Consider the following 20,061-nt stretch of genomic DNA (forward strand, 5'->3'; position numbering starts at 1 on the left):
AAAGCCAGAACTACTACTTCAGTCAGTTTCTGGCTACACCAGAGAAATTAGATTGATTGATTTCCTTTTAGAAGGATTAACTTATGATTTTTAACTCTCCAAAAACTAACAGCGACCATTAGCCCACCTAATAATATAGTAAACATAAAAGGTGAGAGAGGGGAAAACTGGTGAAGAAATGCTCCCATCAATGGGCCCAGGGCCAATCCTAAGCCTTTACTGACGCCATTGATTCCAGCTATTTTCCCCTGTGTATTCTCATCACCACTGAGACTTAATAACGCGAGATTTCCGGGAAAAAGTAAACCCATTCCACCTCCCAGAATTGCCATACCTAAAAATAACCACAGGTAAGAATCTGCAGAAGCAGATATAACTAAGGCTACAACTTGAATTATACAACCACCTATTAGTAACTTCTCAGGGGACCATGAAAGTAATTTCATTAACACACCCTGAGTTATAACCATAACTGTCATACTGGTCATCATTACTGCACCAGTTCTTTTAAGTGCCTCTCCCGAGGAATAACCAAATTCATCTTGTAACCTCAAACCAATAACTTGCTGTAATGTTCCATAAATTAGCAGACCACAAAATGTTATGAACAACATTGGTAGCAGATTCTTATAAGATAATTTAAATTTTGTATTTAATGACGAACTTCCAATTTCCTTTGATTCTTGTAGATTATTGCAGCCTAACCACCACAATATTAATAGACTTAATCCAACGATCGAGAAGCCTATTGCAATGGAATGCTTACCAATAAGCATTGCTATGAAACCACCAACAATAGTACCAACTCCGAATGCAGCACCCATTTTACCCATTCCTCTTGCGCGGTAGTCACGAGAGGTGAGATCAGCAATAAATGCCTGAGCTGCCGGCATAATGCCTCCAACCCCGATTGCCTGGCATAACCTTAAGCAAAGTATAATTAAAAAGACAGACGCCACAGTTATATGAAAAGTTAGCTTTATATATATAGTACTTGCGGTCAATATCAAAAATAAACCCGTGACCAATATACCAATAGATATAATTTTTTTTCTTCCATAAATTTCACTTTTAACCCCCCAAAATGGAGCCGAAATCATCATAGCGAGAGAGGAGACTGTTAATATAAAACCGGTTTGAATATCTGTAAGCCCCAAATTTCTACCAAGTAAAGGAAATGTTATAACAAATAGACTGTGTGCTACTCCATTGGCAACCAGGATAAGAAGTAATAAATTAATGTTTTGTGCTTTCTTAAAAGACTTAACTGATTCCATACTCACAGTACACTTCCTGTAGTTTTTCATTATTCCTAAATTCAATAGGAGTGCAGCTATATCTCTGTTTAAAGGTCTGTGCAAAATGGCTTGCACTGCTAAATCCACATAAGAAAGCAATATCTGTAATGCTTCTTTGCTTATCTTTTAACAGTGATCGTGCTCTCGCCAACCGATAATCTCTTAGCCAACCAAATACTGTCTTGCCAAAAGTCTTTTTGAAGGTTCTATTTAATCGACTATGGCTCATCCCTACTATTCTTGACATTTCCTCCAGCGAAGGGACATTAGCTAAATCAGCCGTCATCAAGTTTATTATCTTGTCCATTTCGGATGATTTTTTTGCGACGGGAGTATCATCAGGTGCAAGTTCAGCGAGAGGTCTCAACCATCGAGCCAATACATCGAGCGTTTTTGCCTCAGCACTCAAACAATCTAAAGCCGTATTAAAAGGGTTTCCCATTAAGTCTGAAATCCAGGATTCATTTGCTTCTTGATAACCCAGCCTCATAAGCCAAGGTGTTCCATTATCGGAAAAAATTCTAGATTTATTAGGAAAGGCAAAACCGACACGTTTTGTTGCATATTTGATTACAACCATCTCATTCTTTTGCTTAGAAGGTGTATATCGAAAAAGCTTACTGCCTCCGGTATTCACCAACCAAACATCACCAGGTCTAATCAAATAATTTATATCATTTTTGGAAAACCCAATGGAACTAACTCCTTCAAATCCAAATATCAGTAGTGTTGTATTTTTTTGATAGCGAATACACGAAAGATAGTGGTCATTAAACGTACAGCTACTTCCAGTCAAAGTAATATCGTCGCATATTCTACACGTCGTGAACTCCGTATCGCCAATTTCAGGTGGCAGAGAAGTTTGGCTCCACTTGCCCTGGGCCCTACCTGTCTCTTGTAAGTAATTATCAGAGACAATAAATGGTACGCAACCATCAATTACAGACTTTTTCCCGCACAACTCCATTTGATCTAATCCATCTATCCATCAAATTTTCACATGAGAATACATTAGATCACCTTCATTTCAAGGAAATTAAACTAACTACCTTTCATTTTCTACAGGTAAGAAACTAAATAGGATGTTATTTATCTAAACTGTTATTTTGTGACTTATCTATCTTGATTATTTGTTGAGTAAAGTTATACAAGATCTGAAGAGAGGTTAAATAATCACCTACTTAACAGCCTGGGGCAGAAAATATCTAAAGTTTCAAAATTTCACTCTACTTTATGCCATTGATACTTTTGAAATATTCTTCCACCCATACTGGAAACTATTCTTCTACTTGAACTTTCTTGTCAGATTCTATCTAAATTATGGCCCACCAAGCCATCTTTAGGAGATTCAAGAACTCTCTATTTTCCACACGAAAAGTAAGTGTTTTGTATGCAATGTCGCATCAGGCATGAGGAGGAGAGGAACACTATTTCTATACTGAGGTTACTGTTATGGTACTTCTTACTTGAATATCGTCAGCAGTCAGCAGTCAGCAGTCAGCAGTCAGCAGTCAGCAGTCAGCAGTCAGCAGTCAGCATCTTTCCATTCTTATTTTCCCATATCTAGATTACAGTTTTCCTATGCTAAACCGCTAGAAAGCCCTTTCATCTATTCAGGGTAATTATTTGTCAGACTTCTTGAGAGGTGCTTCGTTCATGCAATTAATCATACTACCTGCTCTTCTCAATACTGAAGCCTACTTAAGAAAGAACTCACAGCTTATCCTTTAAATCTGTCGGATAATCGAAATTTCTTAGACATCACTTCTACTTTTCAGCAGAATCAGTGGATATTTTATGGTTGCATAATGTTCGCCATTTAATCCCATTTGGCAACTGTAAATACCGGTTGTTCTACCTATTTTGGATGAGAAAAAATAATTTACTTTATGCTATACAAAACTTTTAACAACAGGCTAATGTAGGCTAGGTGGTTAGCTTGCCCTTTCATATAAGTCCTATTCCTGACAAGCTAAATACCACAATCCAAAATATTTTAAAATCTAAGATACATTGTCAATATCTATACATCACCCCTGAATTTAAAAATTCATAGTAATCATCAACCAAAATTTATTTGTATCAGATAAATAATCTTTTGCATTATAGGTTGCATATTTCACCATACCGGACAAATGCTTACTGAATTTGCGATTATATCTGACACTCCACTCACTACCATAAAACGCGCTTCCCTGATTGGCTTCAAAATTATGATAACTAATGCCCAAATTCCCACCGATCAGTTTTAAGTTGGCAGTAACATACAAATCTTCAACGCCTTTTGCTGGTGTTTTTCTGAATTTATCTGTAAATCCTTGAAATTTATGGGTAGTTGCAAGTGGTGTACTGAAACCAATACCGTTGTTTGCTCCCAGTATCTCGTAACCTATTTTCCCCTTCATTTTTCCTAAGGTGCCTGTAATCTCAGCTAGATAATAATTTGCTGAGTAATCATTAAGGTTTTTATTAATATTTTTCTGGTGTGCGAAACTCAAACGGGTTTCAAAGGCACCAAAATTTCCCAGATAATCCATACCGTAAGTACGACTAGAATCATTTATGGCATTATCGAAGTCTAGATTATATAAAAATACAGATAGTTGATGTTTTATTAAAACAGGGTAGCTAGCTCGAAATAGGTGGATATCCCCTTTGAAATCTGAAAAGTTGCTATCTTCTCCATAAACACGATTGATGTTGTAGATATAGCTGTGATCTAACTGTAATTGACCCGGATTACCATATTGATAGCGTATACCATCGTATGTTCTTTCGTTCTGACGCCAGCTTGCTTTACCCTCCATGCCACCAACAAAGCGTGGGTTATTTAAGTTAATACGCTGATTACCTACCGTAACTTTCAATTGTTCTAAATTATATCTCAAGTACACCTGATTAATCTCTGTACCTTTGGGGTCAGCCACAACCGGATATTCAGTCTTACCATTAACCGTAGAGTTATACTTATCTACACCAATCTCACTCACATTGTCTAACTCAAGGAAGAAGTTCACCCCCTGAAAGCCACCACTTCTCCAGTTAATACGTGTTCTTAAAGTAGAGGCTACTGCATCTTCATACATATTATCTTGTTCGACATACTCTGTACGGTATCGAAGGTTCACTCCAACCTCACCCGACTTTAGAACTTCTGTTATTTTGTTGGTATTACCACCGTTAGCCTCTACTCTTTGAGTATTGCAAACACTTAGGATGAGTATTGTTACCACCATGTATAAATTATTATTTTTCACTCGCTAATCCTTTGCACATTTTAATAAGCTCCGCTACCGGATAGTATCAAAACTCAAACATCCTACTTATCAAACTACGGTAGCTTGCTAATAGTTAGATACCAACCTTATCGGATCCCGAATCATGAACCAATAAGATAAATAACCGGTCAAGATTAACCTTAAATTCGTCTCATGTCATTTTTCCAGATTCAGCATCATAAAAATGCGGCTTCATAAATTACTAGCACCGATAATTACTAACCTCCCAGCTATTCTCTTGCACTATTTTCAGGTTAAAAAAACCACCTAAATGATCACCTCCACCAACTTTATGAAGGGTTAAAGCCTGAAGTGGGGTTGTAAAAAAGTCGATCCCGTAATAAACCTGCTTCACAAAAGGAAACCCATAATATAACTAGATGTACCACCCCTTAGAATTTATAGTAATTATGAAACAGCGATTGCAGTAAGGATTACTTTGAAAGAGATAGAGAGTACACAAAAAGACAACCTTCATTTAACGCTACATCTTTCATGTAAAGATGAATTAAATACCTCCTCTTACCGTATAAAGCCATTAAATAGTAAAGCTATGCTATCAAATGAAAACTCAAAGAATTTGGCGTTGATGAACGTCAGATATCTAACGCGTATATATTCAAAAATTTCTTTTTGTGCTTAGAAATTATTCTTGAAGTTAAAAGTTTAGCCATCCAGTAACGTCGGTCTTAGAAAAGGATTATTTTGAGTGCAGTACAAAATTTGATTGGAACAGCTCAGAATATTTCTTCTATTTAATAATATTGCTAGATTTAAGTAACAGCTGTAATTGTACACTTTTACAGATTATTAACTTTTGTATCATTCATTTAAAATTTAGCCAGGCACCTTAGATGAAAGCTAAATGAATGAGCTTGGAGACAAAATTAAGTTATACCCATCTAAGGAGATCTCTAGTTTCCAGCCGTTACTGAATATACATATACTCGATGCCCTAGTAGAAGGCTACTCGCTACCGTAGGGTCTGGGACTATATGTTCACTCATATCCTTTGTTCGCACTTAAAGCCATAACTTCTTCGGCTCACCCAGAACAAAATACCTCAATATCCCACATTACAGGATTTAACCCACTTTTTGCGCCAAAATTTAGCAGTTTCCCCGCCCAAAACCCGCAGATTGCCCCTACTCGCGCCGATTGCTAAGATGCGCGCCTGCCGCTATGGCCCGGCTTCCCCTCTGGTTCCGTATTGCAACACTGGGGCTGCCAGCAAACCGATTCTCCCAAGCGTTACCCTCGCCTATCCGCTACGCGGAGGCCCGAGGCTTTCCACAGGAAAAGCGGTACCGAGGCCAGGTGCTATTTTTAACCGCGAGCGCACCGCGACGACTCCCTGCGACTACAGGAACGAAGTTTATGACCCAACCATCGCTGCAGCAGTTGGAACAACACGACGCCTTTATCCATCGCCATATTGGCCCCGATGCCAAACAGGTAGAGGCCATGCTGGAAACCCTCGGAGTTGCCAGCCTCGAAGAGCTGATCGAGAAAACCGTGCCCGAAGCCATTCGCAAGACTGATGAGCTGGATCTGGCCGATGCAATCAATGAAGTTGAGGCCCTCGCAGAGCTGAAAGATATCGCGGCGCGCAACAAGATCTACCGCACCTTTATAGGTATGGGTTACCACGACACCATTACCCCCAATGTGATCCTGCGCAACGTGCTGGAGAATCCGGGTTGGTACACCGCCTATACCCCTTACCAGCCGGAAATTGCCCAGGGCCGCCTGGAAGGCCTGCTGAACTTCCAGCAGATGATTATGGACCTCACCGGTATGGAACTGGCCAACGCCTCCATGCTGGATGAAGGTACCGCAGCAGCTGAAGCCATGGCCATGTGTAAGCGCCAGGTCAAACGCAACAAATCCAACACCTACTTTGTGGACCGGGACTGCCACCCGCAGACCATCGCCGTAGTTAAAACCCGCGCCGAGCACTTCGGCTTCGAGGTCGTTGTAGGCGATGTGGAAAAAGATATTCCCGCCGAACTGTTCGGTGCCCTGCTGCAGTACCCCGGCAGCACCGGTCGCGTACGCGACCTGACCGACATCATCACCAAGGTGCACGAAGCCAACGCACTGGTAACCGTGGCCGCAGATCTGATGAGCCTGGTAGCCCTGCGGGCACCGGGTGATATGGGTGCAGACGTAGTTGTTGGCTGTAACCAGCGCTTCGGCATCCCCATGGGCTACGGTGGTCCCCACGCCGGTTTCTTCGCCTTCCGCGAAGCTTACAAGCGCTCCGCACCAGGTCGTATTATCGGCGTTTCCGTCGACAGCAAAGGCAAGCGTGCCCTGCGCATGGCCATGCAAACCCGCGAACAGCATATTCGCCGCGAGAAAGCCAACTCCAACATCTGTACTTCCCAGGTGCTGCTGGCGGTAATGAGTGCTTTCTATGCGATTTACCACGGCCCTGAAGGCCTGAAAACCATCGCTGCCCGCATCCAGCGCCTGGCAGATATTCTCGCTTCCGCCCTACAGCAGGAAGGCTTCAATCTGGCCCACGACAGCTGGTTCGATACCCTGAATGTCACCGTTGGTGCCAAGCAGGAAGAGGTTTACCAGCGCGCCCTGGCCGCTGAGATCAACCTGCGTAAAATTGGTGAAGACGCCCTGGGTGTGAGCCTGAGTGAGACCGCCACCCTGCAGGATGTGTCCGACCTGATCAATGCCTTTATCGGCACCGAACACAGCATCGATCTGCATACTCTGGACAGCGAAATTGCCAGCAAGGGCTCTCTGGGTGTACCCGCCTCCCTGGTGCGCGATACTGAATTCCTAACTCACCCGGTGTTCAACACCTACCACTCCGAAACCGAGATGCTGCGCTATCTCAAGTCTCTGGAAGCCAAGGATATCGCCCTGAATCACTCTATGATTCCCCTGGGCTCCTGCACCATGAAGCTGAACGCCACCGCCGAGATGATCCCAGTCACCTGGCCCGAGTTCGGCAAGCTGCACCCCTTCGCACCAGTTGATCAAGCGGAAGGCTACGCGGAAATGTTCCGCCAGCTACAGCAAATGCTGTCCGCCTGCACCGGTTACGATGCGGTGAGCCTGCAGCCGAACGCCGGTTCACAGGGTGAATACGCAGGCCTGGTTGCTATCAAGAAGTACTTCGAAGCGAAGGGCGAAACCCAACGCGATATCTGCCTGATTCCCGCCTCTGCCCACGGCACTAATCCGGCTTCCGCCATGATGGTGAGCATGAAAGTGGTTGTGGTTGCCTGTGATGATAAAGGCAATGTGGATATTGAAGACCTGAAAGCCAAAATCGAAGAGCACGGCGACCGCGTTGCCGCACTGATGGTCACTTATCCGTCCACCCACGGGGTGTTCGAAGAAGGTATCCGCGAAGTTTGCGACCTGGTACACCAGGCTGGCGGCCAGGTTTATATCGATGGTGCCAACATGAACGCCCTGATCGGCGTCGCGGCTCCGGGCCAGTTCGGTGGTGACGTATCCCACCTGAACCTGCACAAAACTTTCTGTATCCCTCACGGTGGTGGCGGCCCCGGTATGGGCCCGATCGCTGTTGGCGAACACCTGAAGCCCTACCTGGCGGCCCACCCGGTGACTGAAGTACCGGAAACCAATCTGGATAACGGCACCATCTCCGCCGCTCCCTGGGGCTCCGCCAGTATCCTGCCGATCAGCTGGATGTATATCCGCATGATGGGTAAGCAGGGTATGAAGCAGGCTACCGAGATGGCAATCCTGAACGCCAACTACGTAGCCAAGAAGCTGGGTGAGCACTACTCACTTCTCTACACCGGCACCAATGGCTTTGTTGCCCACGAGTGCTTGGTTGACCTGCGCCCGCTCAAGGAAGCTAGCGGTATCACTGAAGAGGATATCGCCAAGCGCCTGATGGACTTTGGCTTCCACTCCCCTACCATGTCCTTCCCGGTAGCCGGCACCCTGATGATCGAGCCTACCGAAAGTGAATCCAAAGGTGAGCTGGATCGCTTTATCGAGGCTATGGCAACAATTCGCCAGGAAGTGGAAGATGTAACCAGCGGTAAATACACTCCTGAGGATAACCCTCTACACAATGCCCCTCACACCCTTGAGGACGTCATGAGCGATGAGTGGACCCACAGCTACTCCCGCGATATCGCCGCACGCCCAGCGGCGTGGTTAAAAGAGCACAAGGTGTGGCCTGCTGCTAACCGTATCGACAACGTATACGGCGACCGCAACCTGATCTGCTCCTGCCCTCCTATCGAGAGCTACGCCGAGTAGAACCCAACACTCTCACAGGTGGATTTAAAAGCGGGCTTTATGCCCGCTTTTTTCATTTTTATTGGGTCGAATTAAACTTCGCCCACCCATAAAGTACTTTCTTCCTCTCAGCTAATGGTAAGGAACACCCAATGAAAAGCGGCAAACAAAGAAGAATCGAAATTAAGCAAGCTCGAAGAAAAAAAAGGGAAGCTAAATAGAGGCAAGATCCTTGATCAGTTCAGTGGCCCATTCCCGACTGGGCTATTGCGGTAGATAGGGCAGCAATTGTGCACCACTCTTACTACATTGCCATTCCTCTCTACTACCTGGATCAAGAATTTCAATGTAAAGATTGTGGCTCAGAAGAAGTATGGACAGCAAAGCAACAAAAATGGTGGTATGAAATCGCCAAGAGAGACTTTGAGACCTCTGCGATTCGCTGTCGTCCCTGTAGGAAAAAGAGAAACCAAGCGAAGGCAGAACAGAAAGCTCATATGGAAGCGATGGCAAAGAAAAAGCCACACCCCAATGAGGCCTTCTTTAAAAAGAGCTTTATTAAAAAAGAGTAGAAGTGTATCCGCCAAGAGTCAGAAACAACTCCTTAGGAGCTGAGTATAAGGGTTGTATTTCGGAGTGTTTACTACCCACTCCGAAATAGATTTACTAAAGAGAATTAACTAAATCACAACTATCAATATTTTTGAACTACTTAAGGCAACTAGGAACCGCTGAAGTACCTGGCCAAACTGTAGAAAGATAGCTGCTAGAATCTTTAGTCACATTAAATATCATTGTGCCGCCACCAAGGTTATTATTTTCGTTACAGGAGGCCAAAGCACTTGCGGTAGATGCACCATTCATCACAGTGGAAGCTCCAACACCCAGCTTAGACTTATCAACACCCAGATTGATATACTTCTGGATTCTTGATGTACAACTTGAGCCCAACCAATAGCTCATCTCCCAGCCATAAGTTAGTTGATCGCCCAGTTTCTTGCCATTCCATTCAGCCTGAAAAGCATCGGTATCACTCCAGAGTGCTTTGGAAATGATTTTATTCGGCATTTTCTCTCGCAATGCACTAGTCACTTTTACCAGGGAGTCAGAATAGGTTTGGCTGCACTGTGAGTACTCATCATCAATATCAATACCATCCAGACCATATTGATCCACTGCATCTTTCAACTGCTGAGCAAAGTCATCAGCGGATTGCTCATCGGCAAAACAAGACCAACCTGCATTTTGGTGATTTCCGAGAACACTGAGTACCACTTTCGTACCCTTGTCTTGCAAGTCTTGTACTGTACTCAAATTGTTATTGAGCAGGTCTGACACTTGGTCATTAAAATGCAAGACCGCTTTCTGACCATCATAATTAATATTTGCCGCAAAGATCACAGCTATATCGAACAACTGACTGCCATCGCTCTCTGTAAAACAGCCCGCATTTCCCAAGTTATTACTGTTAACCTCTACGTAGGCAACTTTGGGAGCAGATCCACTTTCCTGAGGAGTATCTGATTTACACAGTGTTGAGCCCAGCTCACGGATTTCATTCTTGCGTGAACCACATCCATAGCCGCTGCCATCCATGGAGGCATTACCGGCAAGGTTTGCAATTTCCCAGTCTCCCAGAACAGAGCACAGCTCATCTTTATAAATTTGTGCCTCAAGATAGGTAACCGAGTCTGCATCGGACGAACAACTGCTGCCACTAACAACATGTGGTACTGAAGGTTCAGACTTACATAGTGTCTTGGAGATTTGGCGACTTTCATTATCCGTCAATTGGCAATTGTCACCCAGGTGCTCTATTGAAGCCCCTCCTGATAGACCGACAAGATCACCACTATTGAGAAGACCACAAAATTCATCAGGATAATTAAGCGCTTCAGAATAGCTTACTTTGGTAGCATCAGAGGGACATACGCCTGAACTGACCACTTCAATATCTGCGTAGGCACCAGCCTGAAATAAAAAGGTGGCACAAGCAGCTTGCATTGCTCTAAGTGTTGGTTGTTTCATATCTATGCTCATTTTTTATTATGTAGTTATGTGAATTTTACAATCTAACATCTAAAGTCAAAAAATGGTGTAGTGCATTTGCTCTACACCCAATACTACGATCAACGAGGTGTTAGAATTTATAGTTTGCACCAATATAAAATCGGCGCCCAGAGTAGTTGTTGTATGTCATCCGATTTTCCTGTTTCCAATATCCCTCCGCCACTTCTTCAGTTAAATTGATAATAGAGGCAGAGATATTAAAGTTATCAGTGAAGGTATAGGTTGCATTCAGATCCAACTGTCCGTAGTCCTTATCGTATACCGCATACCCACGATGTAAACTTGTAACCCTGTCATCCACCCAATTATAGGAGGCACGAACACCGAAATTTTCATTCTCATAAAATGCAGATAAATTATATTGGTGTCTCGCGGTACCAGGTATCTCAGCTTCGATTGACTCATTAGCAAGAATGATGGTGGAAGTGCCGGTATCCGTAAATGTATAGTTGGCCATAAGACCGAAGCCGCTTTCGAAAGCATGCTGGGCAAACAACTCCACCCCTCTAGAAGTTGCGTTTCCTCCCCCTATCTGCCCCTTCATTTCCACTTCAATAGGGCCATTACAACAATCGTGCTCACGCTCAACAATTTCAGTTACTTGGATTGGCAGATTGTCAATATCTTTGTCAAATAAAGTTACACCCAATGCAGAACCATCGGCGTAATACCACTCTAGGCCCAGATCGAACTGCTTGGAGATCATGGCCTCCAGATCCGTATTCGCAAAGAAGCCACTTCCTCGCCCCGTCCACTCATCCGGAGAAACAATATGAACTGGTGGACCATAAGTTTCAGCCTGCCCCAAATAAGCGTAACTCACCCTTGACATGGCTTTAGAGGCTGTAAATCGTATTACCAGATCATCAGTTAGATCCCAGGCAACATTCAAACTTGGCAAAAATTCTTTTGTGGTATTACTGCGGGAGTTAGCAATAACTTCATCCGATTCCATTCCAGTAATATCATCATACGTTTCTGTAGATAATTTTGTGCTGACATAGCGAACCCCCAAGTTTCCGCGGAAGTCTCGCCATATAAAATCAGCTTGGGCATAGGTTGAGAATATTTCTTCATCAATTGTATAAGTGCCAGATAGTACTGGCATAACAGTGAGGTTGAAGTTTCCACGCACATAGTCCATCAAGGCATCGGTATCAAATGCCAGATAATCAATTGCACCTGTATTACCAGCACTATTATCAACTACCTTATCGCTAATTAAAGTTGAAGTATCTGGGTGGTAATCAGGATTGTGGAACCATTGATCGCCAGATAACCAACCTCGGTAACCGCCATTATCATCAGTCTCGTCATCCCAGCGATAGATATCTCTATAGGATCTAGCCTCATGATCCCTATACTTTGTGCCCACATAAAACTTATTAACAATTCCCCAGTTAGTATCAAATGCCAAATCTAGCTGATAGTAACTCTCTTCATCGCTATTTTCCGTAGCATCTGAGCCAAACCAGTCATAGTAGGGATAAGCTTCAGTATCTTTTGTGAGATCTGTGGAAACTTCATAGCTCGGCTTACCATCTGCAATTGACCAAAGCCAGCTATCCACGGAACCATAACGAGCATCCATATTAGCGTATGTGAGTTCAGAAGTTCCCCCCTCTGCTTCTGTATGCCCAACATTTATAGCCGCGGTATAAAAGCCCCCTTCATAGATAACTTCAAAATCATAAGTATTAGATTCCGATTCACCCTTGCGGGTATAGCCTGTCAGCTGGGGAGACATCAAACCACGGTATACGTCTACACCGCCATTTACATCTCCATCGCCCCAGTTATTTTCATTAAGGTCACCATTGTCGTTAAAACCATAGGTGACGACTGTATCTCCATCCACTTCAATGCCATAGTATGCATCGTCATGATCATTCCATTCCGCAAATGTCAGGCTTTGAGTATTAGTGTCATAGCCAAGCTTGGAACCGAAATAAGCAAAACCAAACTCCAGGCGTTCAGTGGGTCGCCACTGTGCGGCAAGCTGGTATCCATCACGGGTTCGGTCTTCCTTAGAGTTGTGAATACTGACCTGCGTGGGCGCCCACACATTATTAAAAGCTTCTTCTGTGGTCTGATCAACAAGAGCTGACAAATCTGCATTTTCATCAGTATCTGAGTGCAAACGCCAGCCACTTGCATAATTGGTAACTCCGGTTACGCCACGGTCCTGGCTGGTGTACCCAACTAAAATACCAAAAGTTTCGCTCTCATTTTTCCAGGAGTAGAAAGCATTATATTGTGGGTCCCACTCTTCGGTAGTATCTGAATAAGTCGCCTCTGTGGTGATTACACCTTGTCCAGCATCAAGATCAAGAGGTTTGTGGCTATGTAGGATAACGGTACCACCGACACCACCTTCATCAATTCTTGCCTCGGGGCTTTTATAAACCTCTGCCTTACTGATCATACTGGAGGGAAGCAATAAGTAGTTAAAATTTCTGGAGGGAGCTCCACTACCGGAAGTAGCAATGTAATTCCCATTTAACTGGGTGAGAGTCCACTCTGAGCTGGTTCCCCGAATACTAACCGTGCTACCTTCACCACCACTGCGATCGATAGTGACACCTGGCACACGCTGAAGAGAATCAGCTACATTTTTATCGGGGAACTTACCAATATCTTCTGCAGTAATAGCATCTACTACAGCAAGGGAATCCCGTTTGATTTCAAGGTTTTTGGTAGCACTCTCAAGAATTCCAATGACTTGAACCTCTTCAATTCTCTCATCAGAGTCCGAAGTATCTTCCGCGATCGCCATGCTACTTACGACCAGCGAGATAGCAGTAACCATAGACTTCTGCCTGAAACCTCTGCTCCAGGTATTAACCCTTTTTCGGCTATTATTCTTCATTATTTTCATAGCATCCCAACTTTCTATTTTTTCTCTCACCGGTTCAAAAAATGCCAGCCCCTTTCAAAGGGCTGGCGTAAAACTGTCAGGGGACCCTAAACCCCAAAAAGACAGTTCATTTGTTGAGCACTAAAACCCTAAAAAAAAACCTTGATGGAGAGGTAATCAATACTGGGATACTAATGAAACAAAATCGGCGTTTTAGATTTTTAAGAAAAAACAAGCAGTCGCAGAAAGCCAAAAATGAATCGACTAACTACCTGTTTTAAGGAATAAAATCCCAAGTCAAACTCGGGTCTAGAATTTCCGGAAATGAATGAAATGGGCGGCTATCAACTCATCGGGGGAAGTTAACGTACTGCTTTCTCTAAAGTTGCTGAGGACACTCAGCTTGTTCGGCGTTTATATATTGGACTGAACTTCACTACGATAATTTGCTGGAAGCTGTCCAAACATGCCTTTGAAGTGTCTACTGAAGTAACTATGAGATGTAAAGCCAACCCGATAAGCAATTTCAGATATTGGGCTTTGTGTTTCCACCAACATACGACGAGAGTTCTCTAATCTGACTTCACGAACGAATTGCATGGGTGTTTTATCCAGATATTTTTTGAATCGCCGCTCTAGTGCACTAACCGATAAACTCGCGACCTCTGCCAAATCTTCAACGGCAATTGGCTGACTATAGTTATTTTTTATGTATTCAACTGGCCTTTTAAGTTTATCCATTCTAGAGAGAGTCTTAACCGTTTCTTTAAGGTCTCGAGCTACACCATAGGTTCCTATGATTTCTCCATTGGCACTCTTTAATGGGCGCTTTGATGTCGTAAACCAAACTAACTCGCCTGTTTTACCAATATTCAATTCCAGACGATCTGTAATCGTCTCTCCTGACATCACCCTTTTGTCATCACGTATATAGTTTTTAGCGAGATAAGAAGGGGAAAAATCCATATCTGAACGGCCAACTACCTGATGTAATGACCTGCAGCCGACATGCTCAATAAATTCCCGGTTACAATGCACCACATAGCCGGATTCATCTTTTACCCAGAAAATAATATCTGATATAAGGTCAAACACTGCAATGATCTGCTGCGTAGAGACCTGTTCCAAGACTGATTTATACTTCATTATTCTTATTTACATTTTGTATAAAACTGGAATATAGCTGAGCTTACTGACTAACCTCTTAAAAATTAACAAACTCAATAAGTTTTTCTAATCAAGACACTAAAAGTATCAAAATGCCCCCTCTCTACACTCACCCCGCACTTCTCCCCCATATGGGGAGATAATTCGCTCAATTTCAAAATAACCACGCTCGCAGAAACCGGTTTCTATCAACTTCTGCTCCAGAGCCCAATCAAAATAGGCTTCTACCCGACGACTTGAAGGGCCACCACTCTCCACTGGCCCTCTCGGCATACGGGACTGAGCACTGGAACCTGCCACAACTGGCGCAGGGATATCACGCTGCTTTCCCTTTAACGTAAAAGTAAAACGCTTGGCGCCATTGGGAGCAACTTCTGTCTCAAAGGATTCCTTCATTCCTGGTATCGGGCTGTTACTGGTACAGCCTATAAATATCAGGGCAATTGCCAAGCCCCCAAATAGTCGTATTGGGGAAAATGAGGAGTTAAATTTATTTTTATTCAGCACAGCAAGCCCTCTTGGCTCATCAATAGCTTCCATAAAAGGCTATTAGCCTCAGGAGACTTTATCAATTATTTGAATACCACGGTTTTATTGCCATGGATAAATACCCGCTCCTGCAACAGTAACTGCAGTGCGCGGGACAAAACCAACTTTTCCACATCGCGGCCCGCATCCGCCATGGACTCCGCCGAGTAGGCATGATCCACATGTATTACATCCTGTTCAATAATCGGGCCCTCATCCAGATCATCAGTCACAAAGTGAGCGGTGGCACCAATAATTTTAACTCCGCGCTCATAGGCCTGCTGATAAGGCTTGGCCCCGATAAAGGCCGGCAGGAAGGAGTGGTGAATATTAATAATTCGGCCAGCATAATGAGCGACAAACTCCGGGGTGAGTACCCGCATATACTTGGCCAGAACCAGGTAATCCGGATTGTACTCATCTACCAGGGCAGCCACTTTTTCCTCGTGCTCGCTGCGTTTCAGGTCTTGTGCCGGTACACAGTGGAAAGGAATATCAAACTTCTCTACCAACCCACCCAGGTCTGGGTGGTTGCCAATAACAGCGGCTATCTCAACATCCAGTGCGCCCGAATAGCACTTCATCAAGATGTCACCCAGGCAGTGAGGCTCGCGTGTCACCATCAGCACCAGGCGCTTGCGTTTGGTGGACACCAGGCGCCGCTCGGCCCCCTGCGGTAAGGCCATATCCAAATCTTCCAGGAAGGTCGTGTCGTTGAAGATACCTTCCAGGGCGGTGCGCATAAAAAAGCGGCCCTCCGCGCGGTCTACAAATTCATCATTCTTGATGATATTGAGCTGGTGCTTGTAGCAAATATTGGTAATCTTCGCGATCAGGCCCTTATCATCGGGGCAGTCGGTTAGCAGTATCTTCTTTTCCATGGTCGAATTTCAGGCCAAATATCCAGAGTTCAGACTATACACTATGCCGTCTAATCGATTCAGCGATCCATTCCGGGGAGAACATGGATAAAAACCTTTACGCAGATCATATGGCCACCCTGTGCCGCCGCTACGATGAAATATTGGAGTCCTGCGGCTTCGATACCCTGAATGTATTCAGCGGTGCACCCAGGATGCAGTTTCTGGATGACAACCCCTACCCTTTTAAGGTCAATCCCCAGTTCAAGGCCCTGGTACCGATCACCGACAACCCCAACAGTTGGGTGATCTTCAGGCGCGGGCAGAAACCCAAACTCTTGTTCTATCGCCCGGTGGACTTCTGGCACTATGTCCCACCCGCGCCACAGACCTTCTGGAGTGAGCTCTACGATATCGAGCTGTTGAGTAAGCCAGCAGATGCCCGGGAATTCCTAAACGCGGATAACGCCGCCTTCATTGGTGAGGCCGACAGGTTCCAGGACTGGCCACTCGGTGAGATCAACCCCGAAATCCTAATCAACCGTCTACATTGGGCGCGTGCCAACAAGACCCCTTATGAAGTCGCCTGCCTGCGCGAGGCCAACCGCATTGCGGTGGCAGGGCACCGAGCCGCTGAACTGGCTTTCCGCGGTGGCGCCAGCGAGTTCGAGATCAACCAAGCCTACTTGAGTGCTACCGGCCAGGGCGAGAACACCATGCCGTACGGCAATATCGTGGCCCTCAATGAACACGCGGCGATACTGCACTACACCCACCTCTCCACCCAACGCCTGCCCGGCACAGAATTAAAGACCTTTCTGATAGACGCAGGGGCCGACTGCAACGGCTATTGTGCGGATATCACCCGCACCTATAGCTATGCCGACAGCGAGTTCGCTCAGCTGGTGGCGGCAATGGATGAAAAGCAGCTGCAGCTGGTGAACGGCCTCAAACCCGGCCTGCCCTACCCGGAACTACACCGCCAGTGCCACTTGAAAGTTGGCGAGTTGCTGGCCCAGTTCGATATCATCAAATCTTCTGCCGAGAGCGCGGTGGAGTCCGGATTAACCCGGCCATTTATGCCTCATGGTCTAGGCCACTTCCTCGGTCTGCAGGTACATGATGTGGGTGGTCACCAGAGTGGCCCCGATGGCGGTACCACACCCCCACCTGCGGAGTACCCTTTCCTGCGCACCAGCCGCACTATTGAAGAAAACCAAGTGTTTACTATTGAGCCGGGGCTCTATTTTATCGATAGTCTGCTTGCGGAATTGAAAGTCTCCTCCCTTACCAGTGAAGTTAATTGGAATAAGGTTGAAGAGTTCCGCCCCTACGGCGGCGTGCGTATTGAGGACAATATTGTGGTGGGTGCCGAAGCGAACGAGAACCTCACCCGCGCCTGCGAGGCAGAGTATTAATGCCATAGGTAAACAAATACTCTAACTCGCTCTCGCCAAGAGTAAGGCAATCTGGCAGGTTTTGCTGTCTTCCAGGTTGCCGGATCTCCTCAAGCTCTCCCTCACCCTTAACAGGTAAAATAAAAAACCACTGAGGTTTATCCCAACGCCCTGTCGCCCTGATTCATCCTTCTGCCGAAATTACTCCTAAAGCCATCACTCTCTGTACTGCTATCTCTTGCCTGAATAGTAAAAAACAGCCAACCTCCCCTGCGCAAAAACAACAAGAAAGGTTCACCCTATGAAAAAGTCCAGGCTAGCGACACTGGTCGCCGCAGCGGTATTTGCCACGGCCAATTGCGCCTATGCAAAATCAATCGAATATATCTTTTACGATAAAGAGGGTATCGCCGGCAGCGAGGTGATCGAACAAAAGGGCTCGAAAATTTCCGGAGAATTAAAGCTCGGTTGGAATAACCGCCGACTCAATCTAAAGGAAAGCTTCACGATCGGCGCGGCCAAAATGCCCGAGCAGGTCCACATTGAAGGTATCAGCCCCTTTGGCGCGCCAGTTAATGAAGAATTTACACTGAAAGATGGTGTGGCCACTTGGCAAGGCACCGATGAACACGGCAGCGCAAAAACTTCCGAAGCGCAGTTTTATATTCCCAAAAATTCGACTCTGGCCGTACAAACCCAGCTGGTAAAAGCGCTACTTGCCGATAAGGATCACAGCATAGGTTTACTACCCCAAGGACAAGCTCAGCTACACAAGCTGGATCAGCTCACTCTTGAGCAGGGCGATGAGAAGAAAACCGTGTATCTCTACGGTGTGAGTGGCCTGGGTTTTACTCCGGACCTGGCCTGGTACGATGAATCCGGTGATCTGTTTGCTGCCGATGAAGGAGGCTGGTTCGCCATACTGCGCAAAGGCTGGGATAAATCCCACCTGCAACAGCTCAAAGAACGCCAGGTTGCCGCTTCCGACCAGTATTTACTGGATATCGCCGAAAAGCACACCCATACCTCCGCCCAACCGATCCTGATTAGCAACGTCAATCTGGTCGATGTAGAAGCGGGCAAGCTTCGCAAGCGTCGCCACCTACTGGTGGAAAACGGCAAAATCACCAAGATTAGCCGCCGCCCAATCAAAGTCCAAAACGCCACCCGTATCGATGCCAAAGGCCACACCCTGATTCCCGGGCTGTGGGATATGCACGCACACCTATCACCCACTGATGGTGCCCTGAATATGGCCGCCGGTATTATTAATGTGCGCGATATCGGTAATACCCACGAAAATATTATGCGCATCTCCGGCCTGTATGAATCCGAACAGATTATCGGTGGTGACCTGTTCCGTGCGGGCTTTATGGACAGGGAAAGTGAAAATGCCATGCGCATGGGTAAAACGGCAGATAGCCTGGAAGAAGCCAAGGAAATTGTCGAGTGGTATGCGGAACATGGCTACCAGCAGATAAAAACCTACAGCTCCATGGAGCCCGAGTGGATCGCACCCTTAGCCAAACATATCCACGAAAACGGCATGCGCTTATCCGGGCATATCCCCGCCTTTATGACCGCAGAGGAAGCGGTGGATGCCGGCTTTGATGAAATCCAGCATATCAATATGCTGTTCCTCAATTTTATGGGCAAGATCGACACCCGCAAAAAACTACGTTTTACCGAAATTGGTGAACATGCCCACGAGCTGGACTTGGAAAGTGCAGAGGTTGATGAATTCCTGGATAAACTCGCTGAGAAAGGTACAGTGGTAGATGCCACGACTACCGTATTTAGCTCTATGTTGCTGCGCAAACCTGGCAAAATAGATCCGGAGTTTGAAGATATCGCCAACCATTTACCGGTGAATATTCAGCGTGCATTTGTCGGTGCCGAGCTGGATGTAAAACCGGAACACAGGGATGACTACGACCTCTCCGCCGATGCCCTGCTGAAAATGATGCGTAAACTGCATGAGCACAAGGTGACCATGGTAGCGGGTTCCGATGGTATTCCCGGGTTTACCCTGCTGCGCGAGTTGGAGCTCTATGCCAAATCCGGTATACCCGCTATGGATGTCCTACGTACTGCCACACTGGTACCTGCCCAGGTAATGGGAGCCGATCAATATACTGGCAGTATCACCGTGGGTAAAAATGCAGACCTGGTTTTACTGGAAGGTAATCCGCTGGAAGATATCAGCGCACTGCGTCGCACCGCATTGGTTATTGAAGGGCAAAATCTCTATCGCCCTGATGAACTGTATCAAGCCCTGGGCATCAAACCATTTCACCCCTCGGTACCATTTGAAATAAATGGTACGACTACCATTGCAGCCAAGTCTGAATAAAAAGA

At 45.6% G+C, this 20,061-nt stretch carries 12 protein-coding genes; 4 read left to right on the plus strand and 8 right to left on the minus strand.

Going from position 1 to position 20,061, the window contains the following annotated elements:
- Nucleotides 1–47: 47 nt before the first annotated feature.
- From ACJJIC_RS19535 to ACJJIC_RS19545, 3 genes are all read right to left on the minus strand, one after another.
- Nucleotides 48–1,277, minus strand: coding sequence for an MFS transporter (locus tag ACJJIC_RS19535; protein WP_444910998.1), 1,230 nt, complete (start codon nt 1,275–1,277; stop codon nt 48–50).
- On the minus strand, nt 1,264–2,265 hold the full coding sequence (locus ACJJIC_RS19540; protein WP_252084770.1) for a helix-turn-helix domain-containing protein: 1,002 nt from the start codon (nt 2,263–2,265) through the stop codon (nt 1,264–1,266). Before ACJJIC_RS19540 ends, ACJJIC_RS19535 begins: the two co-directional genes overlap by 14 nt.
- Before the next feature lie 1,075 nt (nt 2,266–3,340).
- A complete protein-coding gene (locus tag ACJJIC_RS19545) occupies nt 3,341–4,555 on the minus strand; it encodes a hypothetical protein (RefSeq protein WP_445357698.1) in 1,215 nt (404 codons plus the stop codon).
- 1,398 nt (nt 4,556–5,953) lie between these two features.
- Between ACJJIC_RS19545 and gcvP the strand changes: the two genes are divergently transcribed.
- Together gcvP and ACJJIC_RS19555 are read left to right on the plus strand one after the other, a co-directional pair.
- A complete protein-coding gene (gcvP, locus tag ACJJIC_RS19550; protein WP_444908855.1) occupies nt 5,954–8,845 on the plus strand; it encodes an aminomethyl-transferring glycine dehydrogenase in 2,892 nt (963 codons plus the stop codon).
- A gap of 269 nt (nt 8,846–9,114) precedes the next feature.
- Nucleotides 9,115–9,396 (plus strand): zinc-ribbon domain-containing protein, encoded by a 282-nt coding sequence (locus tag ACJJIC_RS19555; RefSeq protein ID WP_444888171.1) that lies wholly within the window; start codon nt 9,115–9,117, stop codon nt 9,394–9,396.
- A 136-nt stretch (nt 9,397–9,532) separates the two neighbouring features.
- Here ACJJIC_RS19555 and ACJJIC_RS19560 read toward each other — a convergent pair whose 3' ends face one another.
- The 5 genes from ACJJIC_RS19560 to purU form a co-directional block, all read right to left on the minus strand.
- Nucleotides 9,533–10,852, minus strand: a complete 1,320-nt coding sequence (locus ACJJIC_RS19560) for a glycosyl hydrolase family 18 protein (RefSeq protein ID WP_445357699.1) — start codon at nt 10,850–10,852, stop codon at nt 9,533–9,535.
- Nucleotides 10,853–10,964: 112 nt separating this feature from the next.
- Nucleotides 10,965–13,802, minus strand: a complete 2,838-nt coding sequence (locus ACJJIC_RS19565) for a TonB-dependent receptor (RefSeq protein WP_445357700.1) — start codon at nt 13,800–13,802, stop codon at nt 10,965–10,967.
- A gap of 363 nt (nt 13,803–14,165) precedes the next feature.
- Nucleotides 14,166–14,897 (minus strand): PAS domain-containing protein, encoded by a 732-nt coding sequence (locus ACJJIC_RS19570; protein ID WP_444882582.1) that lies wholly within the window; start codon nt 14,895–14,897, stop codon nt 14,166–14,168.
- Nucleotides 14,898–15,005: 108 nt separating this feature from the next.
- The gene (locus tag ACJJIC_RS19575) at nt 15,006–15,458 is read right to left on the minus strand and encodes a hypothetical protein (protein ID WP_445357701.1); all 453 of its coding nucleotides are present in this window, start codon (nt 15,456–15,458) and stop codon (nt 15,006–15,008) included.
- Between the two features lie 32 nt (nt 15,459–15,490).
- A complete protein-coding gene (gene purU / locus ACJJIC_RS19580; RefSeq protein ID WP_444882584.1) occupies nt 15,491–16,327 on the minus strand; it encodes a formyltetrahydrofolate deformylase in 837 nt (278 codons plus the stop codon).
- Nucleotides 16,328–16,410: 83 nt separating this feature from the next.
- Here purU and pepQ point away from each other — a divergent pair, with 83 nt between their 5' ends.
- Both pepQ and ACJJIC_RS19590 read left to right on the plus strand, forming a co-directional pair.
- Nucleotides 16,411–17,724: a Xaa-Pro dipeptidase gene (pepQ, locus tag ACJJIC_RS19585; protein ID WP_445357702.1), complete on the plus strand. Its 1,314-nt coding sequence runs from the start codon at nt 16,411–16,413 to the stop codon at nt 17,722–17,724.
- 280 nt (nt 17,725–18,004) lie between these two features.
- Nucleotides 18,005–20,056: an amidohydrolase family protein gene (locus ACJJIC_RS19590; protein ID WP_445357703.1), complete on the plus strand. Its 2,052-nt coding sequence runs from the start codon at nt 18,005–18,007 to the stop codon at nt 20,054–20,056.
- The last annotated feature ends 5 nt before the right edge of the window (nt 20,057–20,061 follow it).

Source organism: Microbulbifer mixtoriginis (SeqCode), from assembly GCF_052468275.1.